General features: G+C 70.5%; 23 protein-coding genes, 4 tRNA genes and 1 pseudogene. 9 read left to right on the plus strand and 19 right to left on the minus strand.

Annotation, left to right across the window (positions count from 1 at the left end; genetic code table 11):
• Positions 1 to 153: 153 nt before the first annotated feature.
• The 12 genes from PQS31_RS12350 to PQS31_RS12405 form a co-directional block, all read right to left on the minus strand.
• Positions 154 to 229, minus strand: a tRNA-Thr gene (locus tag PQS31_RS12350).
• A gap of 45 nt (positions 230 to 274) precedes the next feature.
• Positions 275 to 348, minus strand: a tRNA-Gly gene (locus tag PQS31_RS12355).
• Positions 349 to 411: 63 nt separating this feature from the next.
• Positions 412 to 497, minus strand: a tRNA-Tyr gene (locus tag PQS31_RS12360).
• A 131-nt stretch (positions 498 to 628) separates the two neighbouring features.
• Entirely contained in the window at positions 629 to 1,690 is a 1,062-nt protein-coding gene (locus tag PQS31_RS12365) for an isoaspartyl peptidase/L-asparaginase (protein WP_272763053.1), read from the minus strand.
• A gap of 144 nt (positions 1,691 to 1,834) precedes the next feature.
• Complete coding sequence (gene ychF, locus PQS31_RS12370) at positions 1,835 to 2,926, minus strand: redox-regulated ATPase YchF (RefSeq protein ID WP_272763054.1); 1,092 nt, start codon at positions 2,924 to 2,926, stop codon at positions 1,835 to 1,837.
• A gap of 88 nt (positions 2,927 to 3,014) precedes the next feature.
• Complete coding sequence (gene pth, locus PQS31_RS12375; RefSeq protein ID WP_272763055.1) at positions 3,015 to 3,596, minus strand: aminoacyl-tRNA hydrolase; 582 nt, start codon at positions 3,594 to 3,596, stop codon at positions 3,015 to 3,017.
• 45 nt (positions 3,597 to 3,641) lie between these two features.
• Positions 3,642 to 4,295 (minus strand): 50S ribosomal protein L25/general stress protein Ctc, encoded by a 654-nt coding sequence (locus tag PQS31_RS12380; protein WP_272763056.1) that lies wholly within the window; start codon positions 4,293 to 4,295, stop codon positions 3,642 to 3,644.
• A gap of 84 nt (positions 4,296 to 4,379) precedes the next feature.
• On the minus strand, positions 4,380 to 5,339 hold the full coding sequence (locus PQS31_RS12385) for a ribose-phosphate diphosphokinase (RefSeq protein ID WP_272763057.1): 960 nt from the start codon (positions 5,337 to 5,339) through the stop codon (positions 4,380 to 4,382).
• Positions 5,340 to 5,396: 57 nt separating this feature from the next.
• Positions 5,397 to 5,472: transfer RNA gene (locus PQS31_RS12390), tRNA-Gln, on the minus strand.
• A gap of 88 nt (positions 5,473 to 5,560) precedes the next feature.
• Complete coding sequence (gene ispE, locus PQS31_RS12395; protein ID WP_272763058.1) at positions 5,561 to 6,430, minus strand: 4-(cytidine 5'-diphospho)-2-C-methyl-D-erythritol kinase; 870 nt, start codon at positions 6,428 to 6,430, stop codon at positions 5,561 to 5,563.
• Positions 6,427 to 7,089, minus strand: coding sequence for a lipoprotein insertase outer membrane protein LolB (lolB, locus tag PQS31_RS12400; protein ID WP_272763059.1), 663 nt, complete (start codon positions 7,087 to 7,089; stop codon positions 6,427 to 6,429). The genes ispE and lolB overlap by 4 nt, the downstream gene beginning before the upstream one ends.
• Positions 7,086 to 8,783, minus strand: coding sequence for a tetratricopeptide repeat protein (locus tag PQS31_RS12405; RefSeq protein ID WP_272763060.1), 1,698 nt, complete (start codon positions 8,781 to 8,783; stop codon positions 7,086 to 7,088). Before PQS31_RS12405 ends, lolB begins: the two co-directional genes overlap by 4 nt.
• Positions 8,784 to 8,876: 93 nt before the next feature.
• Here PQS31_RS12405 and hemA point away from each other — a divergent pair, with 93 nt between their 5' ends.
• The 5 genes from hemA to ppk2 are packed head-to-tail and all read left to right on the plus strand — an operon-like array spanning position 8,877 to position 12,993.
• Positions 8,877 to 10,181 carry a glutamyl-tRNA reductase gene (gene hemA / locus PQS31_RS12410; RefSeq protein WP_272763061.1) on the plus strand — a complete coding sequence of 435 codons (1,305 nt, stop codon included), beginning with the start codon at positions 8,877 to 8,879 and terminating at the stop codon, positions 10,179 to 10,181.
• On the plus strand, positions 10,159 to 11,244 hold the full coding sequence (gene prfA / locus PQS31_RS12415) for a peptide chain release factor 1 (protein WP_272763062.1): 1,086 nt from the start codon (positions 10,159 to 10,161) through the stop codon (positions 11,242 to 11,244). The genes hemA and prfA overlap by 23 nt, the downstream gene beginning before the upstream one ends.
• Before the next feature lie 50 nt (positions 11,245 to 11,294).
• Entirely contained in the window at positions 11,295 to 11,813 is a 519-nt protein-coding gene (gene moaB, locus PQS31_RS12420; RefSeq protein ID WP_272763063.1) for a molybdenum cofactor biosynthesis protein B, read from the plus strand.
• A gap of 2 nt (positions 11,814 to 11,815) precedes the next feature.
• The gene (locus PQS31_RS12425; RefSeq protein WP_272763064.1) at positions 11,816 to 12,184 is read left to right on the plus strand and encodes a helix-turn-helix transcriptional regulator; all 369 of its coding nucleotides are present in this window, start codon (positions 11,816 to 11,818) and stop codon (positions 12,182 to 12,184) included.
• Positions 12,181 to 12,993 (plus strand): polyphosphate kinase 2, encoded by an 813-nt coding sequence (ppk2, locus tag PQS31_RS12430; protein ID WP_336314352.1) that lies wholly within the window; start codon positions 12,181 to 12,183, stop codon positions 12,991 to 12,993. Before PQS31_RS12425 ends, ppk2 begins: the two co-directional genes overlap by 4 nt.
• Before the next feature lie 282 nt (positions 12,994 to 13,275).
• On the opposite strand, the gene PQS31_RS12435 is transcribed toward ppk2, so the two are convergent.
• Together PQS31_RS12435 and PQS31_RS12440 are read right to left on the minus strand one after the other, a co-directional pair.
• Positions 13,276 to 13,842 carry a TlpA disulfide reductase family protein gene (locus tag PQS31_RS12435; protein ID WP_272763065.1) on the minus strand — a complete coding sequence of 189 codons (567 nt, stop codon included), beginning with the start codon at positions 13,840 to 13,842 and terminating at the stop codon, positions 13,276 to 13,278.
• A complete protein-coding gene (locus PQS31_RS12440; protein WP_272763066.1) occupies positions 13,839 to 15,113 on the minus strand; it encodes a YihY family inner membrane protein in 1,275 nt (424 codons plus the stop codon). The genes PQS31_RS12435 and PQS31_RS12440 overlap by 4 nt, the downstream gene beginning before the upstream one ends.
• Before the next feature lie 122 nt (positions 15,114 to 15,235).
• Between PQS31_RS12440 and wrbA the strand changes: the two genes are divergently transcribed.
• The 3 genes from wrbA (at position 15,236) to PQS31_RS12455 (ending at position 16,782) form a co-directional block, all read left to right on the plus strand.
• Complete coding sequence (wrbA, locus tag PQS31_RS12445; protein WP_272763067.1) at positions 15,236 to 15,829, plus strand: NAD(P)H:quinone oxidoreductase; 594 nt, start codon at positions 15,236 to 15,238, stop codon at positions 15,827 to 15,829.
• Positions 15,826 to 16,173, plus strand: a complete 348-nt coding sequence (locus PQS31_RS12450; RefSeq protein WP_272763068.1) for a DUF2069 domain-containing protein — start codon at positions 15,826 to 15,828, stop codon at positions 16,171 to 16,173. Before wrbA ends, PQS31_RS12450 begins: the two co-directional genes overlap by 4 nt.
• A 120-nt stretch (positions 16,174 to 16,293) precedes the next feature.
• A complete protein-coding gene (locus PQS31_RS12455) occupies positions 16,294 to 16,782 on the plus strand; it encodes an asparaginase domain-containing protein (RefSeq protein ID WP_272763069.1) in 489 nt (162 codons plus the stop codon).
• Between the two features lie 48 nt (positions 16,783 to 16,830).
• Here the strand turns inward: PQS31_RS12455 and PQS31_RS12460 are convergent, their stop codons facing one another.
• From PQS31_RS12460 to sufT, 5 genes and pseudogenes are all read right to left on the minus strand, one after another.
• Positions 16,831 to 17,190 (minus strand): PPC domain-containing protein, encoded by a 360-nt coding sequence (locus tag PQS31_RS12460; protein WP_272763249.1) that lies wholly within the window; start codon positions 17,188 to 17,190, stop codon positions 16,831 to 16,833.
• Positions 17,170 to 18,891: pseudogene (locus PQS31_RS12465) on the minus strand (S8 family peptidase); the annotation flags it as partial. The gene PQS31_RS12460 and the pseudogene PQS31_RS12465, both read right to left, overlap by 21 nt.
• Positions 18,892 to 19,182: 291 nt before the next feature.
• Positions 19,183 to 19,599 carry a hypothetical protein gene (locus PQS31_RS12470; RefSeq protein WP_272763070.1) on the minus strand — a complete coding sequence of 139 codons (417 nt, stop codon included), beginning with the start codon at positions 19,597 to 19,599 and terminating at the stop codon, positions 19,183 to 19,185.
• Between the two features lie 125 nt (positions 19,600 to 19,724).
• Positions 19,725 to 21,716, minus strand: coding sequence for a PKD domain-containing protein (locus tag PQS31_RS12475; protein ID WP_272763071.1), 1,992 nt, complete (start codon positions 21,714 to 21,716; stop codon positions 19,725 to 19,727).
• A 339-nt stretch (positions 21,717 to 22,055) separates the two neighbouring features.
• A complete protein-coding gene (gene sufT / locus PQS31_RS12480; protein ID WP_096208274.1) occupies positions 22,056 to 22,607 on the minus strand; it encodes a putative Fe-S cluster assembly protein SufT in 552 nt (183 codons plus the stop codon).
• 97 nt (positions 22,608 to 22,704) lie between these two features.
• Between sufT and PQS31_RS12485 the strand changes: the two genes are divergently transcribed.
• Positions 22,705 to 23,127, plus strand: coding sequence for a hypothetical protein (locus PQS31_RS12485; protein ID WP_272763073.1), 423 nt, complete (start codon positions 22,705 to 22,707; stop codon positions 23,125 to 23,127).
• Positions 23,128 to 23,131 lie beyond the last annotated feature (4 nt).

Raw genomic sequence — 23,131 nt, forward strand, 5'->3', positions numbered from 1 at the left:
CTTGCCGTGGTCAACGTGACCAATCGTGCCCACGTTCACGTGGGGCTTGGTGCGCTCGAACTTACCCTTTGCCATGGCTGCCTATCTCGAAATCTGATGAAGTGGTGATTGCGTGCCGCGTCGGACCTGCGATGCATGCGGATCCGCGAAGGATGGTGCTCACGAAAGGAATCGAACCTTCGACCTCCTCCTTACCAAGGAGGTGCTCTACCGACTGAGCTACGTGAGCAACGATGTGAAAACGGGTGATCCGGGAACCGCATGGAACGTTCAATGGAGCGGGAGACGGGAATCGAACCCGCACCATCAGCTTGGAAGGCTGAGGTTCTACCGTTGAACTACTCCCGCACCGGGACCCGCCTGCCGCATTACAACCTGTCGCACTGCACTTGTTTTCCACCGTGCCGAAGATGGTGGAGGGAGGTGGATTCGAACCACCGAAGGCGTAAGCCAGCAGATTTACAGTCTGCCCCCGTTGGCCGCTTGGGTATCCCTCCGGCGTTTTCTTCGTGCCGGTGAAAACAGCCCGCGATTTTGGGCCCAGTTGGCGATTCTGTCAACGCTGCATCGCAACGAATCCTCACCGCAACTGCCGTCCCGCGATCGCCTGCGGGCCGGGGGGCGCATGTTACCGGTCGATGGGCTCCGGCGCCATGGCTTCGACATCGTCCCGGCCGATGGCGACATGCGGAACGCCGTCCGCGCCGATCCAGCCGCGATACATGCCTTCGGTGTTGAACGGCAGGGCCATCCGGCCGTCGGCACCGAGCGCGATGGCGCCGCCGTTCCCGCCCAGTGCCGGGATGTCGGTGTTGATCACCGTTTCAGCGGCGGCGTCGACGCCTTCACCCAGCAGTTCGACCCGGCTGCAGATGGCATGGGCGGCGGCCGTACGCAGGTAGTACTCGCCCCAGCCCGTTCCCGACACCGCGCAGCGCGCGTCGGCCCAGGTGCCGGCACCGATCACCGGCGCATCGCCCACACGGCCCCAGCGCTTGTCGGTCATGCCGCCGGTCGAAGTGCCGGCCGCGAGCGCGCCGGATGCATCCAGCGCCACCGCGCCCACCGTGCCGAAGTAGCGCAGCGGGTCGTCCGCCACGGCCGCCTGCGCATTGCGCGCCGCGTCGGCATCGGAACGGGCCTTCTGCAGCTGCTGCCAGCGCTTGTCCGTGTGGAACCACGCCGGATCCACCAACGCCATGCCCCGGTCCTGCGCGAAGGTCTCGGCGCCCTCGCCCACGAGCATCACGTGCGGGGAATCGTCCATCACGTGCCGGGCGAGCTGGATCGGATTGCGGATGCGGCGCAGTCCGGCCACCGCCCCGGCCGCACGGCTGGCGCCGTCCATCAGCGAGGCGTCGAGCTCGTTGCGCCCCTCGTGGGTGAACACCGCGCCGCGGCCGGCATTGAAGGACGGGTCGTCCTCGAGCACGGTGATGGCCGCGACCACCGCATCGAGCGCAGGCCGGCCGTCGCGCAGCAGGGCATGGCCGGTACGCAGCGCCTGGGCGAGGGCCTCGCGCGCAGCCGCCGCATCGGCCTCGGACAGCCCGGCGCGCACGACACCTGCGCCGCCGTGGATCACCAGCACCGGCTCGACCGGAGCACGCGGCGAATCGGCCGCCGGGACCGGCGCGCACGCGCCACCGATCGCGAGCACGCAGAGAACAGACAGGGACGACAGGCGCATGACGACTCCGCAACATCGAAAGGACGTGCCGAGTGTAGGCGGCGGCGCCCGCAATCGGGATGCCCGCGCCCGCGACGCGGTTCCCGGCCCCCGAAACGCGAAAGGCGCCCATCGGGGCGCCTCGGCCGTCACGCCCGCGGTGGATCAGACGTTGAAGCGGAAATGCATCACGTCGCCGTCCTTGACGATGTAGTCCTTGCCTTCCAGGCGCCACTTGCCGGCCTCCTTGGCGGCCGCCTCGCCGTTGTAGCGGATGAAATCGTCGTAGCCGACGACCTCGGCGCGGATGAAGCCCTTCTCGAAATCGGTGTGGATCACCGCAGCCGCCTGCGGCGCGGTCGCGCCGATCTTCACCGTCCACGCGCGCACTTCCTTGACGCCGGCGGTGAAGTAGGTCTGCAGATCGAGCAGGCCGTAGGCCGCACGGATCACGCGGTTGAGGCCCGGCTCGTCGAGGCCGAGATCGGCCAGGAACGCGTCGCGGTCGGCGTCGTCGAGCTGCGAGAGTTCTTCCTCGATCGCCGCCGACACCGGCACGACCTCGGCGCCCTCGCCCGCCGCACGCGCGCGCACCGCGTCGAGATGCGGGTTGTTCTCGAAGCCGTCCTCGAGCACGTTGGCGATGTACAGCACCGGCTTGGCGGTGAGCAGGAACAGATCGCGGATCGCGGCGCGGTCGTCGTCCGACAGCGCGAGCGAACGCACCGGCCGGCCGTCGGCCAGGCCCTCCTGCACGCGTCCGAGCACCTCGGCGCGGACCTTGGCGTCCTTGTCGCCGGTCTTGGCCGAGCGCTCGGCGCGCTGCAGCGCGCGCTCCACGGAGTCCAGATCGGCCAGCGCCAGTTCGGTATCGATGGTCTCGATGTCGGCGATCGGATCGACCTTGTTGTTGACGTGGATGACGTCCGGATTCTCGAAGCAGCGCACCACATGCGTGATCGCGTCGACCTCGCGGATGTGCGACAGGAACTTGTTGCCCAGGCCCTCACCGCTGGCGGCGCCTGCGACGAGACCGGCGATGTCGACGAACTCGACCGCCGTCGGCAGCACCTTCTGCGGCTTGACGATGGCCGCCAGTGCATTGAGGCGCAGATCCGGCACCGGCACGATGCCGACGTTCGGCTCGATGGTGCAGAACGGGAAGTTGGCCGCGGCGATGCCCGCCTTGGTCAGCGCGTTGAAGAGAGTCGACTTGCCGACGTTCGGCAGGCCGACGATGCCGCATTTGATGCCCATCTGGGATCCGTGATTGGTGATTCGTGATTGGTGATTCGAAAGAGCAGCAGCGCCGTGCGCTCACGAATCACCAATCACCAATCACGAATTACGGCTTCACCGTATGCAGCTTCGTCATCGCATCCATGAAGTTGCCGTCCATCGCCAGCGGCAGCACGTCGATCGCAGCGTCGATGGCCCGGCCGATCAGCAGGTCGTCGTCCGCGCTCGCGCGCCCCAGCACCCACGGCGTGACTTTGTCCTTGCTGCCGGGATGGCCGATGCCGATGCGCAGGCGGTGGAATTTCCCGTGGCCGAGCAGCTTCATCGTGTCGCGCAGCCCGTTCTGGCCGCCGTGTCCGCCGTCGAACTTCAGCCGTGCCACGCCCGGCGGCAGGTCCAGCTCGTCGTGCGCCAGCAGCGCCTGCTCGGGCTCGAATTTCCAGAACCGCAGTGCGGCGGTGACCGATTTGCCGCTGAGGTTCATGAAGGTCGCCGGCTTCAGCAGCCAGACCGGCTGGCCGGCGATGTCGACCCTGGCGGTCTCGCCGAACAGCTTGCTGTCGAGCCGGAACGACGCCCCCGCCCTCGCGGCGAGTTCGTCGACAAGACGGAACCCGGCGTTGTGCCGGGTCCGTGCGTATTCGGGTCCGGGATTCCCCAGCCCGACGATGAGACGCAGTGCTGCCATCGATACGGCAACGCGGGCGCGACCGGAGCCACGCCCGCGTGACGATTACTCGTCGTCCTTCGCGGCCTTGGTGGCCGGCACGTCGGCCGACTCGTCACCCTCGGCCGGCTCGGCTTCCACGCGGCCGTGCTTGGCGACGACGACGGCGACGTCGTGGTCCGCGCCCAGCGCCAGCTCGGGGATCTCGACGCCCTTGGGCAGCTTGATCTGCGACAGGTGGACGATGTCGCCGACCACCATGTTCGCCAGATCGACCTCGATGAACTCCGGCAGGTCGCCCGGCAGGCAGGTCACGGTGACTTCGTTGAGCTCATGCGTGATCACGACGTCGGCGGCCTTGCCGGCCGGCGAGGTGTCTTCGTTGAGGAAGTGCAGCGGCACCGCGGTGCGGATCGCCTCGTTCGCGTTCACACGCTGGAAGTCCAGGTGCAGGATCTGCTGCTTGAACGGGTGACGCTGCATATCGCGCAGCAGCACCTTCTGGACGTCGCCGTTGAGGCTCAGGTCGAGGATCGAGGCGTAGAACCACTCGTGCTGGCTGGCGAGCCAGACGTCGTTGTGGCTCAGCTCGATGCTGACGGGCTTGAGGTCGCCGCCGTAGACGACGGCAGGCACTTTGCCGGCGAGACGGAGGCGGCGGCTCGCACCCTTCCCCTCGTCCTCACGGCGCTGCACCTTGATTTCATGCGTGGTAGCCATTTTTCGGTTTCACTTTTCTGAGGTTGGCACCGCCTCACGGCGGTGAAGCGTCTCGTCCGCGACCAGACGAGACGTTGCAGCAGGTCAGTCCACGTAGAGCGAGCTGACCGATTCTCCGAACGCGATCCGGCGGATCGTCTCGGCCAGCAGCTCGGCGACGCTGAGCTGGCGGATGCGCGTGCAGTTGCGCGCGGCCTCCGACAGCGGAATGGTGTCGGTGACCACCATTTCGTCGAGCTGCGATTTTTCGATGTTGTCGATCGCCGCGCCCGAGAGCACGGCGTGCGTGCAGTAGGCGACGACCTTCTCGGCGCCGTTCTTCTTCAGCGCGGCGGCGGCGGCGCACAGCGTGCCGGCGGTGTCGACGATGTCGTCCACCAGCACGCAGGTCTTGCCCTGCACGTCGCCGATGATGTTCATCACCGTCGAGACGTTGGCGCGCGGGCGACGCTTGTCGATGATCGCCAGATCGGCATCATCGAGCCGCTTGGCGATCGCACGGGCACGCACCACGCCGCCGACGTCGGGCGACACTACGATCAGGTTGTCGGTGCCGTGCGCGCGCCAGATGTCGGCCAGCAGCAGCGGCGAGGCGTAGACGTTGTCGACGGGAATGTCGAAGAAGCCCTGGATCTGGTCGGCGTGCAGGTCGATCGTCAGCACCCGGTCGGCGCCGGCGGCGGTGACCATCTTGGCCGCGACCTTGGCGGTGATCGGCACGCGCGAGGAGCGCAGGCGGCGATCCTGGCGCGAGTAGCCGAAGTACGGAATCACCGCGGTCACGCTGGCGACGGACGCGCGCTTGAGCGCGTCGATCAGCACCAGCAGCTCCATCAGGTTCTCGGCCGACGGCGCGCAGGTGGGCTGGATCAGGAACACGTCCTGCCGGCGCACGTTCTCCTCGATCTCGACCTGCACCTCGCCATCGGAGAAGGTCGACACCAGCGCCTTGCCCTGGCGCACGCCCAGCTCGCGGCATACGGCCTTGACCAGCGGGCGATTGGCATTGCCCGAGAAGATCAGGAGATTGCGTTCTTCTTTCATGTCTGCAGTTCCGCGTCGCTCTGACCGAGCGGATGAAGGGACCGTGCACTGCACGGATGGCAGGGGCGGCAGGATTCGAACCTGCGAATGCCGGGATCAAAACCCGGTGCCTTAACCACTTGGCGACGCCCCTTCGGCAAGCGGTGATTCGTGATTGGTCATTCGTGATTCGGACACACGCGACGCATCGCCCGTTCGAATCACCCATCACGAATTACGAATCACCACGCATCCAACGCTTCGAGCAGGGGCGAGCGCGTCGCGCCGGCCACCACGCGGGCCTGCACCCGCGTCCCGACCCGGGCGAGGGCCGCCTCGGCGGATTCGCGCGTGGCGAACTCGACGAAGCACCCGCTGCCCGTCCCGGTCAATCGCGGCGTACCGACCCGTGCCAGCTCGGCGAACACCGCCTCGACGGCGGGTTCCCGGCGACGCAGAACCGGCTCGAACGCGTTGCCGAGCGCTGCACCTGAAACGAAGTCCGCCATTGTCGCGGGCGCGGCATTTCGCGTCAATTCAGGGGCGGCGAACAGGCCGGCGGTGTTCACGTGCACGCCGGGGTCGGCGAGCAGATACCAGGCGGGCGCCAGGTCGACCGGCCGCAGCGACTCACCGACGCCCTCCGCCCAGGCATTGCGGCCGCGGACGAACACCGGCACGTCGGCCCCGAGTGTCAGGCCGATGGCGGCGAGCCGGTCTTCGCCGAGACCCAGCTGCCAGAGCCGATCGAGCACCCGGAGAACGGTCGCGGCGTCGGACGATCCGCCGCCCAGCCCAGCGCCCGATGGAACTCGCTTTTCGACGGCGATGTCCGCCCCTTGGCCGACATTGGCTGCAGATTGCAGCGCGCGTGCGGCGCGGACCACGAGGTCGTCATCTGCCGGCAGCCCCGGGAGCGTGTCGCCGTGCCGGACGATGCGCGCGTCGGCACGGGGGCGGATGTGCACCGTGTCGCCCCAGTCCAGCAGCCGGAACACGGTCTGCAGCGCGTGGTAGCCGTCGGCGCGCCGCCCGGTGATGCGCAGGAACAGGTTGAGCTTGGCCGGCGCCGGCCAGGCGCGCCAGCCGTCGCCCGCGGACGGAGCGGTCATGGCGAGGCGGCGGCGTCGAGCGACCAGGCATCGACGACGAGGCGCACGCGCGCGGTGTCACGCGCGGCGTTGATCCGCACCGGCAGCACCGGCGCGCCCTCGGCCGCGACCGGCTGCCAGTCGATGTAGTCGATCGTCCACCCACCCTGCCGCAGCCGGGCGAGCTGGCCGTCGGCGGTGAATTCGAGTTCGGCCTCGCCGGCCTGCGCCGGGTCGGCCCGGGTGCCCGCCGCCCACGCGGCCAGCGCGGCCACCGGAATGTCGAACCCGGTGGCCTCCCACAACAGCTGCCCGACATCGGCGCCGTCGCGCGGCCCGCCCTCCAGCCCGTCGATCCGGGCGCCGCGCGGATCGCCGCTCAGGCGCCAGCTCTGCCGGGTGACCGGCGCGGCCAGCGACACCTCGAAGCGGTCGCCCGCCTGGCGCCAGTCGATGCGCCCGCTGCCGCCGTCGCGGCCGTTCGACATCGCCACCCGGCCGGCAAATGCGAATTCCGGCAGCGCGCGCACTGCCGCCTCGCGAGCGACCAGACGCGCCTCGGCCCCCGCCCGGGCCTCGGCATCGAGCACCGCGGTCTGCGCGGGCGGGCGCACCGGCACGCTGGTGCAGGCCGTAAGTGCGACGACCAGCGCCGCTGCGGCGAGTCCACGGGCCCTCATGCGCCGGTCGTCTCGAGTGCGCGCAGCAACGAGCGGTTCTCCGGATCGATCGCGCGCGCCTCGTCGAAATACCGGCGGGCCTCGTCACGGCGGCCCATCACCCACAGCACCTCGGCGATGTGCGCGGCAACCTCGGCATCCTTCATCATCGAATACGCACGCCGCAGTTCGACCAGCGCCTCGGCGTGACGGCCCAGGCGATAGAGCACCCAGCCGTAGCTGTCGATGATCGCGGCGTTGTCGGGCTCGGCCAGGCGCGCGCGGTCGATGAGTTCCAGCGCCTCGGTGTAGCGCTGGGTGCGGTCGGCCAGCGTGTAGCCCAGCGCGTTGAGCGCGGCGATGTTCTCCGGGTCCTGGACCAGGATGCGACGCAGGTCCGCTTCGGCGCGGGCGATGTCGTCGCGACGCTCCCACATCAGGGCGCGCGCATAGAGCACCGCCGGATCGTCGGGCATCGCGCCGAGCGCGCGGTTGTAGACATCGAGCTCGACCGGATCGTCGTCCTGGCGGCGCAGCTCGGCTTCCAGCAGATAGGCGTCGCGCCGCGTGTCCTCCTCGGCCGCACCGTCGGTCTGCAGCGCACGCAGGCGTTGCCAGGCCTCGTCGCGGCGTTCGAGTTCGTGCAGCACGCGCGCGCCGCGGATCCGGGCCTGCTGACGCTCCGGCCCGCCCGGCACGGTGTCGTACCACGTCAGCGCCTCGTCGAACTGCTCCAGATACTCGGCCATCTGGCCCAGCAGCAGCCGCTGCGCGGGGTTGGGCGTCAGCGCGGCGGCCTTGACCTCCTCGTACAGCGCGGCCAGCGCGGTCCTGTTCTCCGCGCGCGCCAGCAGCGAGGCGCGCAGGACGTAGGTGCGGCCGTCCTGGGGGCCGGTGCCCAGGGTGCGTTCGGCATCGGCGAAATCGCCCAGGGCCTCGTATTCCACCGCGATGGCCAGCCGCACGTCGGGCGCGATCAGCGCGGCGTCTTCGCCCATCGCGGCCAGCGCCGCACGCGCGTCGTCGGGACGGCCCGCTTCGCGCAGCTGGCTGGCGCGCAACAGCGCGACGCGCGGCTCACCCGGGAACTTGGCGACGATGGCATCGAGGATGCGCTCGGTCAGGTCGACCCGGTCCAGCCGCTGGGCCAGACCGCCGAAGGCCATCCATGCCTGGAGCACGTCGGGAATCGCGTCGTCGGCGACGATGCGCTCGAGCAGACGGGCGGCCTGGGCCGGATCGCGTCCGCCGCCGGAGAGCACCGTGAAGGCGTGCCGCCACCCGGTCGGATCGTCACTGCGCAGGAGGGCGTCGAGCTGGCGGCGCGCGGCGCGGTCACGGCCGCTGCGCAGCGACAGCGTCGCTTCGGCAGCCCGCATCGGCAGCGAGTCCGGCGCGTGCCGGCGCCACAGGTCCAGCGCCTGCGCGGCGCGGCGGTCGTCGCCGGCCAGCAAGGCGATCCGGGTCGCGCGCTCGGCCAGCCCGGCATCACCGTCGGACTGCCGCGCCGCGGCCAGATACCAGTCGGCCGCCTCGGCCAGCCGTCCGGCCTGGACGGCGAATTCACCGGCGAGGGTGGCGCCGAGCAGATCGTCCTGGAGGCTGTCGCCGGTCGTGACCGGGGGGCGGGCCTGGGCGGCGCAGGCGATTCCGAGCACGGGCACCAGCAGCGCCGCGCGCAGCGACGCGGACCAAACGGAGTCGAAAACGGGCATCTGGGGCAACCGGGCCGTAAAATGGGCGCCTTCACCGGAAGCTTATCGCAAGCGCCTGAACGCGGATGTCGCCCAGGCTCGCCAGCCCAGTCCATGCCCCTGTTCGCACTCGGCATCAACCACCAGACCGCGCCGGTCGCCCTGCGCGAGCGTGTCGCGTTCTCCGGCGATGCGCTCGCCGCTGCGCTGGCCGAGGTGCGCGCATTGCCCGGGGTGCGCGAAGCGGCATTGCTGTCGACCTGCAACCGCACCGAGCTCTACGCCATCGCCGACGACGACGGCACGACACTCACCGACTGGCTGGCCACCCACCCCGACCGCGATGCCGCCCTGGCGGGCGGCGGCCTGCACGCCTATCTCTACCGCTACCGGGACGAGGCCGCGGCCCGACACCTGTTCCGCGTGGCCACCGGCCTCGACTCGCTGGTGCTCGGCGAGCCGCAGATCCTCGGCCAGGTCAAGCAGGCCTGGGCCACGGCGCGCAGCGTCGGCACGCTGGGCGGTGAACTCGACCGCGTGTTCCAGCATGCGTTCGTGACCGCCAAACGCGCGCGCAGCGAGACGCGCATCGGCACCAGTCCGGTGTCGGTGGCGTCGCTGGCGGTGCGGCTGGCCCAGGACTCGTTCGCGCGCCCCTCGGATTCGGCGGTGCTGCTGATCGGGGCCGGCGAAACCATCGAACTCGCCGCGCGCCATCTCGCACAGGCGAACGTCAAGCGCCTGCTGGTCGCCAACCGCACCTATGCCCACGCCCAGGACCTTGCCGCGCGCCACGGCGGCATCGCCCTGCCGCTCGACGAGCTCGATCGCCATCTGTTCCTGGCCGACATCGTGCTCACCGCGACCGCAAGCCGCGTCCCGTTGCTAACCCGGTCACAGGTCGCCGCGGCGCTGGATGCGCGCAAGCACCGGCCGATGCTGCTGATGGATCTGGCCGTGCCGCGCGACATCGCGCCGGATGTGGCGGAGTTGCGCGACGTGTTCCTGTACACCGTCGACGATCTGGAACGCACCCTGGACGACAACCGCCGCGGACGCCGCGAGGCGGCGAACGACGCCGAAGCCATCATCGATCTGCAGGTCACCCGCTACGGCGAGGCCCGCGCGGCCAGCGGGCGTCTGGCGCCGGTACGCCGGCTGCGCGCTCAGGGCGAGGCGATCCGCAGCGACGCGCTGGCGCGTGCGCGGCAGCAACTGGCCGCCGGCCAGTCGCCCGACGCCGTACTCGAGCAACTCGCGCACGGCCTGACCAACCGCCTGCTGCACCTGCCGACCGCGGCCCTGCGCGAAGCGGCGCTACACGGCGACGACGCCCTGGCCGAACGCCTGGAACAGGTGCTGGCACCGCGTTCCGATACCGCCCTCCTGGATCCCGATGCTGCCGACCCTGCGCCGTAAGCTCGAGGCGCTGGCCGAACGCCGCGACGAACTCGAACGCCTGTTGTCCGACCCGGCCACGGTGGCCGACCAGGGCCGCTTCCGCGCGCTGTCGCGCGAGTTCGCCCAGCTCGAGCCGGTGGCGGCGGCGCTGGCCGAGGAGCGCCGCACCCGCGACGATCTCGAGGCCGCGCGCGCGATGCTCGACGACCCCGACATGCGTGAACTGGCGCAAGACGAGATCGCCGCCGCCGACGCCCACCTCGCGGTGCTGGAATCGCAGCTGCTGGCGTTGCTGGTGCCACGCGACGCGCGCGACGACGGCGGCCTCTACCTCGAGATCCGCGCCGGCACCGGCGGCGACGAGGCGGCGATCTTCGCCGGCGACCTGTTCCGCATGTACACGCGCTACGCCGAGCGCCACGGCTGGCGCATCGACGTGGAATCGGCGAATCCCGGGGAACACGGCGGCTATCGCGAGATCATCGCCGCCGTCGACGGGGCCGGCGCCTACGCGCGGCTGAAGTTCGAGTCCGGCACCCACCGCGTGCAGCGCGTGCCCGAAACCGAATCGCAGGGCCGCATCCACACCTCGGCCGCGACCGTGGCGATCATTCCGGTCGAGGACGACTCGGTCGACATCGTGCTCAACCCGGCCGATCTGAAGATCGACACCTTCCGCTCGTCCGGCGCCGGCGGCCAGCACGTCAACAAGACCGACTCGGCGATCCGTATCACCCACCTGCCGACCGGCGTCGTCGTCGAGTCGCAGACCGAGCGCAGCCAGCACGCCAACCGCGACAAGGCGATGAAGCGCCTGCGCGCGATGCTCGCCGAAGCCGAGGCCGAGCGCCGCGCCGCCGCGACGGCCGAGATCCGCAAGCTGCAGGTCGGCAGCGGCGACCGCAGCCAGCGCATCCGCACCTACAACTATCCGCAGGGCCGCATCACCGACCACCGCGTCGAGGGCCTCACCCTGTACGACCTGCCGAACGTGCTCGAAGGCGCACTCGACCCGCTGGTCGAACGGCTGTCGCAGGAGCACCAGGCCGACGCGCTGGCCCAACTCACCCGGGGCAGCTGACACCGCCTGCACGCACGCGGCGTCATCCGGTGATGCGCTAGGCTGCGCGCATGACCGCACTCGACCACACCATCGCCCTGCACATCGGCGTGCTGACCGTCTCCGACAGCCGCAGCCTCGAAACCGACAGCTCGGGCGACTACCTCGCCCGCGCGCTCGGCGAGGCCGGCCACATCCTGGCCGAGCGCGCCCTGCTTCCCGACGACCGCTATGCGATGCGCGCCCTGGTCTCGAAGTGGATCGCCGATCCGACGATCGACGGCATCCTGGTCACCGGCGGCACCGGATTCACCGGACGCGATTCGACCCCCGAGGCGCTGCGGCCGCTGCTCGACAAGGAGATGCCCGGCTTCGGCGAACTGTTCCGCGCGATCTCGTTCGACGAGATCGGCACCTCCTCCCTGCAGTCGCGCGCGTTCGCCGGCCTGGCCAATGCGACCTTCGTCTTCGCCCTGCCCGGCTCCACGTCGGCCTGCCGCACCGCGTGGGAGAAGATCATCCGCCAGCAGCTCGACGCCCGCACGAAGCCCTGCAATCTCGCCACGATCCGGCCACGCCTGAAGGAATGACGGTGGGCCTCGACCAGACCCTGCGCCTGCTCGCCAAGGCCCGCGGCCTGACCGCGGGCGAGATCGCCGCGGCGATTCCGCGCGTGGGCGCCGCGACGGTGTCGGCCTGGATGCGCGGCGAAAAGGCACCGGCCGCCGAGCAGATCGAGGCCCTCGCACGCACGTTCGGCGTTCCGGTCGGCGCCCTGCTCGCCACGCTGGCCAGCACCTTCGATCCGGCGCGTACCAAGGGTGAGCACACGTTGCTGGCGGCCTATCGGGCACTCGACACACGGCAGCAGGGCGCGCTGCTCGAGGTGGCGCGCGGCATGGCCGGCATGCGTGCCGAGCGTGCGCGCCGCAACAAGACCGCAGCCCGAGACGCGTCGTGAAGCGACTCAAGCGCAAGGACTACGAGGCGGCCCTGGCACCGATGCAGGTCGCGCTGGCGGAGATGGCGCACTGGGTGCAGGTCTGCGGCCAGCGGATACTGATCGTGTTCGAAGGCCGCGACACCGCCGGCAAGGGCGGCACGATCCAGGCGATCTCCGAACATCTGAACCCGCGCCAGTGCCGGGTGACCGCGCTGCCGAAGCCCTCGGACCGCGAGCAGAGCCAGTGGTACTTCCAGCGCTACGTCGAACACCTGCCGGCCGCCGGCGAGATCGCCCTGTTCGACCGCAGCTGGTACAACCGCGCCGGCGTCGAGGCGGTGATGGGCTTCGCCACGCCGCAGCAGGTCGCCGCGTTCCTGCGCGACGCGCCGACCTTCGAGCGCCAACTGGTGGACGACGGCATCCTGCTGTTCAAGTACTGGCTCGGCTGCGACCAGGCGCAACAGGAAAAGCGCTTCGCCGAGCGCCTGGCCGATCCGCTCAAGCGCTGGAAGCTCTCGCCGATGGATCTGGCCGCGCGCGCGCGCTACGACGACTACACGCGGGCACGCGAGACCATGCTCGCGGCCACGCACACGCCGTATGCGCCGTGGACGCTGGTGGACTTCAACGACCAGCGGCGCGGCCGGCTCACGCTGATCCGGGATCTGCTCGATCGCCTGCCCGACCTGCAGGTGGATACGGCGCTGCCACACTTTCCACCCCTGCACGCGCCCCCCGCGAGCGAGTGCTATGCGCTGGTGCCGCCGCTGCCGCCGCTCGAAGTGGACGCGGCCGCGCGCGACCGCGAACCCTCGAAGACCTGAGCGGCCGCACGCACGCGTGCGCGGCGCGGCGCCGACACCGGCGGATCACCCAACCCGACGCGCTCGCCCCGCGACATCGTCGATCCGCCGGCCGGGCGCGACCGGCGCCGATGCGCCGGCGCCGTCCGCGCGTCCTCACATCCGACTCTCGAGCTCGACGATGGTCACGCGCCTCCCGGACTTCGCGCCTCGACGCCAGGCCAAGGCCATGGCCGCGCGCGGCGCCGCGACGCGGAAGGGCGCACCCGCCCCGCCAGTCGATACCGACGCGGGCGGTCGCGCTCAGGCCTGCACGGGCGGCCCGCCGGCCTCGGCGATCATCGCCTCGATGCCTTCGGCGGTGACCGGGCCGAGGAACTGTTTGGCCACCCGGCCATCGGGCGCGATCAGGTAGGTCATCGGCAGGCCCTTCGGGGTTTCGAAGTCCGCGGGCGGCGCGAACGGATCCAGGATCGCGATCGGATACACCACCGGGCGCTCGTCCAGGAACGCGCGCATGGCGTCGGGCTCGATCTCCTCGTAGGCCAGGCCGACGACCTGGATGTGCTCGCGCATCGCATCGAGCGCCGACAGCTCGGGCATCTCCTTCAGGCACGGCGCGCACCAGGTCGCCCAGAAGTTCACCACGACCCAGCGGCCACGATGGTCGGCGAGATCGAAGACGCCGCCGTCGAGCGTGTCGACGCGCAGCGTCGGCTGTTCGCGCGACGGGGCCGCAGCGCGATCGACGCCGGGCGTGGCCTGCGCGGTGCCGGTCGGTGCGGCATCGGCGGGGGTGTCGTCGGCCCCGCGCTGGCAGGCGGCAAGTGCGAGCAGCAGGGCGGCACAGAGGGCGCTACGGCGGATCATGCGGGGGTCTCCGGCGGGTCGTACAGGCGGGCGACGCGACGCTTGAGCAGGTCGCGCAGCGGGATGCGCAGATCGTCGAGTGCACCGGCGGCGGCGATGCCGAGGGCATCGTCGCGGCACGGCAGGTGCGCCTCGTTGATCGGGATGCGCAGGTGGCAGGCTTCGTAGAGATCGGCCAGGGTCATGTCGTCGAGGTCGCGCGCCAGCAGCCATTCGCCGGTCTCGGCACGCTGCAGCAGGCGGATCTCCTCCAGCTGGGCCAGCATCTGCTGCACCAGGGTGTCGGTGAGCATGGGCTCCAGCGCCTGGATTTCGTCGCTGTGCAGGCCGCGGCCGCCGGTACGGGCGTGCGCGAAGCGGCCGAGCATGCGCAGCAGGCCGTAGAGCTCGTAGCCGCGCGGCAGGCGCAGATGCGCGGGCTGGTAGCGGAAGGCCGAGATCGACGCCGCGAACGAGGCGCCGAGCAGGATCGCCACCCAGCTCAAGTACACCCACAGCAGGAAGATCGGCAGGAATGCGATCTGGCCGTAGATGCGCTCGTAGGCGTCGAAGCTGCCGAGGTACAGGCCGATCGCCCACTTCACGATTTCCGACAGCAGCACCGCGAGCGCGGCGCCGGCCAGCGCGTGACGCCATTGCACGGTGCGGTGCGGCACCACGCGGAACAAGGTGGTGAATGCCGCCAGTTCGATCAGCATCGGCGCCGCCCACAGCATGGCGCTGCGCAGGAACTGGCCGGAGTCGGTGCTGAAGATCTCCAGCGCGAAGAACCGCGCCGAGACCGCGAGGCTGGCGGTGGCGACCAGCGCGCCGAGCGTGAGCACCGTCCAGTAGACGAGGAACCGCGCGAACGTCGGCCGCGCCGACTTCACCCGCCAGATGCGGTTGAACGTGGTCTCGACGCTCACCAGCGTCACCAGCACCGAGATCACCAGGGCGATCACGCCGATCGTCGTCAGCTGCGCGGTGTTGGTCGAGAGCTGCAGCAGGACGTCTTCGACCGCGCGCGCCGAGTCGGGCACGAAGTTCGAGAAGATGTAGTCGCTGAGCTGGTCGCGCCACTGGCCGAACGCCGGGAACACCGCCAGCACGCCGAACACCACCATCGACAGCGGCACCAGCGCGAACACGGTGGTGAAGGCCAGCGCACCGGCGGCTTCGAACAGGCGGTCGTCGAGGAACCGGCGCCACAGGAACCGCGCGAAGGTCAGCGCGCGCGCGCGATCCATCGCACGTTCGGCCCAGCGGGTGAGGGTGTCCAGCGGTTCCATCGGCGCAGCGTAGCAAAGCGCCGGTGTCCGATCGGCGTGCCCGCAACGCGTGCCAAGCGCGCAGGGCGGACAGCGCGCGGACGCCCTGTCACACTGCCTCACCCGCTGCACAGGCCCGTGTCATGCCCGAGATCCTGGTCCTCTACTACAGCCGTAACGGCTCGGTCGCGCGGCTCGCGCGCCAGATCGCGCGCGGCATCGGCGAGGTCGACGGCATGTCGGCCCGCCTGCGCACCGTGCCGCCGGTGGCCGCGATCACCCAGCAGGCCGCGCCGCCGGTGCCCGAGGACGGCGCGCCCTATGTCGAGCGCGCGGACCTGGCCGAATGCGCCGGTCTGCTGCTCGGCAGCCCCACCCGCTTCGGCAACATGGCCGCGCCGCTGAAGTACTTTCTCGACGGCACGGGCGGCGAATGGGCCAGCGGCACGCTGGTCGGCAAGCCGGCCGGAGTGTTCACCTCCACCACCACGCAGCACGGCGGGCAGGAAGCCACGCTGCTGACGATGCTGGTGCCGCTGCTGCACCACGGCTGCGTGATCGCCGGCATTCCCTACACCGAGCCCGCGTTGACCACCACGCGCGGCGGCGGCACGCCTTACGGCGCCAGCCATGTCTCGGGGCCGCACGACGATCCCCAGCCCACCGAGGACGAAGCGGTACTGGCGCGCGCGCTCGGCCGGCGGATCGCGCAGCTGGCGGCGGTTCTCCGCACGTGAGCGCATCGCCGTCCCGCCGCGTGCTGGCGGCCTCGCTGGCGCTGATCGCCGTGCTGTACGTGCTGTGGCACCGGGACGATCCGCATTTCGGCGCCGCCCTGCTGGTGTTCGTACTGCCGCCGCTGGTGCTGCTGGCGGCCGTGCTGCGCGGTCTGGCCAGTGCGCCGCTGTGGTCGGGCATCGCCGCGCTGTTCTGGTTTTCGCACGGCGTGATGTACGCCTGGTCGCACCCCGAACTGGGCCTCTATCCGTGGGCGGGCATCGCCTTGTCGCTCGCGGTGGTGTTCTCGGCCAGCCTGCCCGGGATCCGGACACGGTTCGGGCGCAAGCGCGGGGGTTCGTGATTGGTGACTGGTGATTGGTGATTCGTAAGCCGGTGCACGGCCGTGTCGAACCCCCAGTGACGGATCGCCGATCCCACTCCCCGTATCATCTCCTCTGATTCCGTACAGACCTCGACACAAATGGACGAGCTGCTGATCGTCACCACCGGTGGCACGATCGACAAGATCTACTTCGACGACAAGTCGGATTACCAGGTGGGCGAACCGCAGATCGGACGCATGCTCGAGGAGCTCGGCGTCGCGTTCCGGTTCCGGGTGATTCCGATCATCCGCAAGGATTCTCTGCACATCACTGATGCCGACCGCGAACTGATCCGCGCGACGATCGCCGCGCAGCCGGCGCGCCACGTGCTGCTGACCCACGGCACCGACTCGATGGTCGAGACGGCGAAGGTGCTGGCGTCGATCGCCGACAAGACCATCGTGCTGACCGGCGCACTGAGCCCGGCGAGCTTCCGCGGCTCGGATGCCGAATTCAACATCGGCACCGCCGTCGGCGCGGTGCAGTCCCGGCCGCCCGGCGTCTACGTGGCGATGAACGGCCGTATCTGGGATCCGCTGAAGGTCCGCAAGAACGTCGAGGCCAACCGCTTCGAACCCTTGCCCTGAGCCGCCGCCCACCCCGGATGGTCCGTCCGGGGTGGGAAGCCGCTGCCGTCAGTTGCCGCCGCTGTAGCTGCCGCGCAGCGTCGCCCCCGAATACGCGCTGTAACCGCGCACGGTGACGTACCAGGTGCCCGCCTGCGGCGCGGCGAAACTGCAGGTCTCGTTGTTGCCGGTCTGGTAGGGCCGGCAGTCGTAGGCCGAAGTCGTCGGCGCCGCGCCGCGGCGGACGTACAGGTCCGCATCGCCCGTGCCGCCCGACAGGGCGAACTGGAGATTGGACGCGCCCGTCGGAACGTTCAGCGTGTAGGTGCGCGTGCTGCTCGCCGCGCCGGACAGGCCCGACACCGGCACCCCGTTCTGCAGCACGCTGCCACCGCCGCTCGAAGCGGTGAAGGCGGCGGTCAGCGACACGCCCGAGAACGCCGAGTACCCGCGCAGCATCACGTGGTAGGTCCCGGCCTGGGGTGCAGCGAAGGTGCAGGTTTCCGCATTGCCGGTCTGGTAGGGCCGGCAATCGTAGGTCGCCGTGGTGGGCTGGCTGCCGAAGCGAACGTAGAGATCGGCATCCCCGGTGCCACCGGCGGTGGTGATCGACAGGTTGGTGGCGCCCGCCGGCACGGTGACCGTCCAGTAGCGCGTGCTGCCGGCAGCCCCCGACACGCCCGTCACCGGCACGCCGTTGGCCAGCTGGCCGGTGCCCGGATCCGGGCCGGGCGGTGTGCCGCCATTGCCGGCGGCCGCATCGACCGCGGCCTTGGCATTGACGATACCCGCGCCGCAGCCGCCCGAGCACGTGCCCGGCAACGGCCGCGCGGTGCTCTTGAGGATGGACTCGACCTGCGCCGGGCTCAGCGGGCTGGGCGCGGCCGCCTGCATCAGGGCCACCACGCCGGCGACGTGCGGCGCCGCCATCGAGGTGCCGTTGTAGGACGCGTAGCTTTCCGCGCCCGGCGTCGTGCTGCCGCTGTTGAGCGTGGACACGATGCCCACGCCCGGCGCGGAGACGTCGATGCCGGTGCCGTAGTTGGAGAAGCTCGCGCGCGAGCCGTTCTGGTCGGTGGCCGCCACGGCGATCACGTTGGCGCAGTTGGCCGGGGTGAAGCCGGAGACGTTGGCATTGCTGTTGCCGGCGGCCACGACGACCGTGGTGCCGCGCGACACCGCGCCGTTGATCGCGTTCTGGGTGGTGGCGCCGCAGCTGCCGCCGCCGCCGAGGCTGAGATTGATGACCTCGGCCGGGTTCGCATTGGCCGGCACGTTGGGCACGCTGCCGCCGGACGCCCAGATGATGCCGTCGGCGATGTCGGACGTGTAGCCGCCGCCCCGGCCCAGCACGCGCACGTGCGACACCTTCGCGCCGAACGCGGTACCGGCCACGCCGACGCGGTTATTGGTCAGCGCGGCGACGGTGCCGGCGACATGGGTGCCGTGCCAGCTGGACGGATCGCCGCCGTAGAAATCGCCCGGGTCGGCCGGGTCGGCATCGCGCCCGCCGCCGTCGCCCGCGACGGTCGCGTCGCTGATCATGTCGTAGCCGGCGATGGTGTTGCCGTTGAGATCGCTGTGGCTGGTACTGCCGGTGTCCAGCACGGCGACGACGATGCCCTCGCCGGTCGACACGTCCCAGGCCTGATCGGCGCGGATGCCGCCGGTGGCGTTGAAGAAGCCCCACTGCTGGCTGTAGCGCGGATCGTTGGGCGTGAGCGCGATCTGCAGCAGACGGTCGACCTCGACGTATTCGACCGCCGGGTCGGCGGCGATCTGGCGCATCAGCTGTTCGGCTTCGACCCGGTCGAGCGCGCGGCCCGTGGTGACCACGTCGGCCCCGGTGCCCATCCGGCGCAGCGCGCGGATCGCGAGCCGGTCCGCGCCCGCCTCCGGCAACGCACGTGCGGCGGTCTGCAGGGCCGACTGCAGGGCCGCGGGGTTGCTGCGGACGGCTGCATCGTCCCGGTACTTCACGATGAAGCGGTCGTGGCGGTCGGCGGTGTTCAGGCCGCTGAGATCGAGTCGTTCGGCGGACAACACCGGCGCGGCGGCGCCGCAGGCCACGGCGATTAGGATGGCGGATGCGAGCACGCGCCGGCGTGCGCGTGAGCTGGACTTCGACATGTGTGACTCCCCGGATTGTGGTCGGCGCGCGACAGTGCGCGCCGGCTGACCCCCGTCCGAAACCGCCCCCTCGGCGTCCGACGACGCGCCTGCTGACGCAGCGGGCGCGAATCTGACGCTAGAGGACAGGCGGCCCGCTCCGCAAGCGCCGCGGGTCGGCGCAGTGCCGCAAAAGCACGCCGGCGGTCACAGATCCGCACCATCGCGCCAGCGCACAGGCGAACGCCGCCGAGGACAGCCCGGCGTCGCGGGCCCGCCGGCAGCGCGCGCACGACCCCGATGCCTCGCGCGTCAGCGCGCAGGCGGTGTCACATCCGGTGCGATCCGCATCCTGCCGTCGGGCTCGGCGTACTCCACGTCGGCCGCGGCGGACAGCCGGGCGAGCAGGCTCTGCATCTGCGCCGGTGCGAGCGGGGGTGTCGCCACGACGACATCGGCGCCGACACCCGTGCGGTGTAGCCAGCGCAGCGTGACGCCCGGCCCGCCGAGGTCGGCGGTGGCCATCGCATCAAGCCGGGCCTGCACCGCCGCCGGATCCCGGCCCGCCGGGCTGTCGTCCCGGAACTTCACGATGACCCGCTGGGCGGGTCCGGCATCGCGTGCTGTCGGTTGATTGGTCATCGCGCATCCCGTGGTCGCCATCGTCGCCAGCAGCAGGGCCGCCAGCCACCGGAGACGCGACCGCCCTTGCCGTGGCATCGCCGTCATTGCCGTTGCTCCTGAACCGTCGCGCTCGATGCTAACGCGCGGGCCGCGTGCGCCGCGCCGACGAACGACGCCCCGACCCACCGGGGCCGGGGCGTCGCGGCCGCGCATCCCTGCGCGGCACACGCTCAGTTGTGACGCGCCTGCAGGGTCACGCCGGAGAAGGCGGTCTCGCCGACGACCAGCACGTAATAGCGCCCGGGCCGGGGCGTGTCCACGCGGATCGACTCGTTGTTGCCCGGGCGTGCCGAGCGGTAGTCGTAGGTGTCCAGCGTGGGCGCCTCGTCGACGGACACGTGCACCGTGACGTTTCCGCTGCCGCCCGAGGTCAGGATCATCAGCGGCCCGCTGGCACCCGCTTCGACGTCCAGGCGATACAGCACCGACGCCCCGGCTGCGCCTGCGATGCCGCCGACCGGCGTGCGGTTGACCAGTGCGATCGCATCGGGCCCGGTGTCGCCGACCTCGATGCTGCGCGACACGGTGTGGCTGCGTGCATCGGCGTCGGTCACCGTCAGGCTGACGGTATAGACGCCGGCCGCGGCGTAGGTGTGGGTGGGGTTCGCTGCACTCGATGTCGCGCCGTCACCGAACTCCCAGGCGCGGGCCACGATCGCACTGTCGCCGTCGCTCGAGGTATCGGTGAAGCCGACGGTCAGCGTGGCGGCATCCACCACGAACTCGAAGTCCGCAGTCGGCGCGCCCGGCGCAGCCACATCGGCGCCGAGCGTATCGACGAACTGCGCGCCGGTACCGGCACTGTCGAGCCAGTCGCTCAGGCGCGTCGCCGCGGTGCCGCCGCCGGTCCACGACGTGAACAGCCGGCCGTACCAGTCGACGTGGTTCGCGCCGGTGGTCGAGCACGAGGCGTAGCCGCCGTGCAGCTGGCCGACCACGCGACCTTCGGGGCTGTAGATCGGCGACCCCGAAGAACCGCCCTCGGTCGTGCCGCGCTGGTTCCACTGCACCCACAGATGACTGGCGCCGCTGTTGCCGAGATAGCCCTCGACGCGCAAGGGATTGTCCGAATGGGTGATGCGCTTCTCCGCCACGCGCGGGTGATGGATGCCGGTGGCGCCCTGGGGCGCGATGTCGCGGCGGTCCCAGCCCGACCAGCTGAGGTTGAACGCCGGATCGGCGGCGTCGTCGAGCTCCAGCAGCGTGAAGTCCGACGCGGCGTAGGTCGCGCGCACCACGGCGCCGGACTGGTTCTGGGCCAGGCTGCCGTCGCCGTTGGCGCCGCTTTCGGCGCTGCCCGGGGTCCGGCAGGTGGAGTTCTCGTAGTTCCAGTAGACGACGATGCTGGCCGCGGCGTCCGCGGTGCCCATGCCGCAATGGTGCGCGGTGAGGAAGTACATCTTCCTGTCGCCGGCGGTGGTGTTGAGCAGCGAGCCGCTGCAGTAGAACTGGCCGAAGCGCGAGTACGCACCGACGGACGGAATCTCGCGGCGGAAGTCGTCGCCGTCGGGGCAGACCACGTCGACGTTGCAGCTGCCCGACACGCCCTTGGTCTGGGCCAGCGCCCCCTCACGCGCGAGCCGGCCGAAACCGACGTAGTCGTGGTTGATCCGGGTCAGGCGCAGCCGGAGTTCGGACAGCTTCGCCTTCGGCACCACGGCCTCGATCACCGCACTGTCGCCCGGCACGATCGGTGTCCACAGCACGTTGCGGGGCGTGTTGTCGGATGCGTCGAAAGCGCGGATCGCGGCCGGATCGGCGTTCTTGGACAGACCCGCCGGATAGACCAGCAGGCGTCCGCCCTCGGGCATGCGGTAGTCGGAGAACCCGAAGTTCAGCGACAACGCATCGCGCGACTCCACGCGCAGGCGCCAGACCAGATCACCGTTCGGCAACTCGTCCCAGTCGCCGGCGCTGTCGGGCGTGATGTCCACGACGTGGGGCGCGGCGAACCGCACCGGTCGCGGGCCCGACGCGCGATCCTGACGTGCGTCCTCGGCCTGCAGGCGGGCGACGTCCACCGCGGGCATGCGCTTGAGTTCGACCGTGTGCTCGGCCGGCAGGGTGTGCGAGAACGCGGCGGGCCGCGCATCCCGCGGCGCGGCCACCGCGATCCCGAGCGACAACGTGCCAGCGGTGAAACAGGCAATGACCGTCTTCATGCGAAAGATGACCCCTCGTGTTGATGTCCCGAAAAAACGGAGCACACCGTTGCGGCGTGCTCCGCCGGCGACACGCACGACGATCGATCCCGCGTGCCACCTGCCCTCGTCCCCGCCCCGTCCGTGATCCGGGACGACCGCACGCGATGCCCGCCCCCTGCAGGCCCCGCTGCCGCATGTCGGTCGAGCCGACATGACAAAACTGACCGATAACTGACGCTACGCGACAGAGGACTCCCGGATCAACTCCGAATCCTGCTGGATTTGGACAAAAAAATACCCAACGCGTCACACAATGACGCATTGGGCTCGTTCAGGCAGGTGACGCGGGCGGCGGCGTCAGAGCATTCCGGTTTCCAGGCGGGCGGCTTCGGACATCATCGAGCGGTTCCACGGCGGGTCGAACACCAGTTCGACGTCCGCCTCGCGCACGGTGGGGATCAGTTCGAGCTTGCTGCGCACATCGTCGACGAGGATCTCGCCCATGCCACAGCCGGGCGCGGTGAGGGTCATCTTGACCTCGATCGTGCGCGCGCCGTCGTCGGCCGGGTGCACGACGGCCTCGTAGACAAGCCCCAGATCCACCACGTTGATCGGGATTTCGGGATCGAAACACGTGCGCAGCTGGTTCCACACCATGCGCTCGACGGCCGCGTCGTCGGCGCCGTCGGGAAGCTCCAGCGGCACCGGCGGTTCCTTGCCGATCGCATCCGCATCGCGGCCGGCCAGCCGGAACAGGTTGCCCTCGACGAACACGGTGTAGCTGCCGCCCAGCGCCTGGGTGATGTACCCGGCGCTGCCTGCGGGCAGGGTGACGTTTTCGCCCTGGGGCACGAGGACGACGGCGCAATCGCGCTCGAATCGGACGGGTTCGCTGCTACGGGAGTACATGGCCTGGACATGGTGGCGCGAGACGGCCACGGCAAGGCTGTGATTGTATCGCCAGCCGCCGCTATGCTGGCCGGCCGCTTCCGCGATACAGCCTTCCATGTCCGAACCCGTCCGTTCTGCCCGCGCCCGGCGCTGGCCGCTGGCGATCGCCCTGCTGCTGCTCGGCAGCCTCGGCATCGCGGCCGTCTGGATTCTGGTGGCCGATGCACGCAATGCGCAGAGCAGCTGGATGGCGGTGGTCGCGGCGGCGGATGCCGCCTGGATCCTGCGCCTCACCCGCGCACGTCCCGGGCTGCTGCGCGCGCTTGCCGGACTGTCGGCGACCGCGCTGACCATCGTGGTCGCCGGCTTCGGCATCATCGCCGCCCAGCTGGCGCGTCCGATGGGCATGCTGCCCTGGGAGTCCGCGCTCAAGCTCGGCCCGCAGCACGCCTGGACCCTCGGCACGCTGGCCAACGGGCCGGTGGACGTGGCCTGGCTGTGCGCCGGACTGGTGATCGCGGCGGTGCTTTCGCGCTGAGCCC

Origin of the sequence: Luteimonas sp. BLCC-B24, from assembly GCF_028550595.1 — a bacterium.
Taxonomy (GTDB): domain Bacteria; phylum Pseudomonadota; class Gammaproteobacteria; order Xanthomonadales; family Xanthomonadaceae; genus Luteimonas.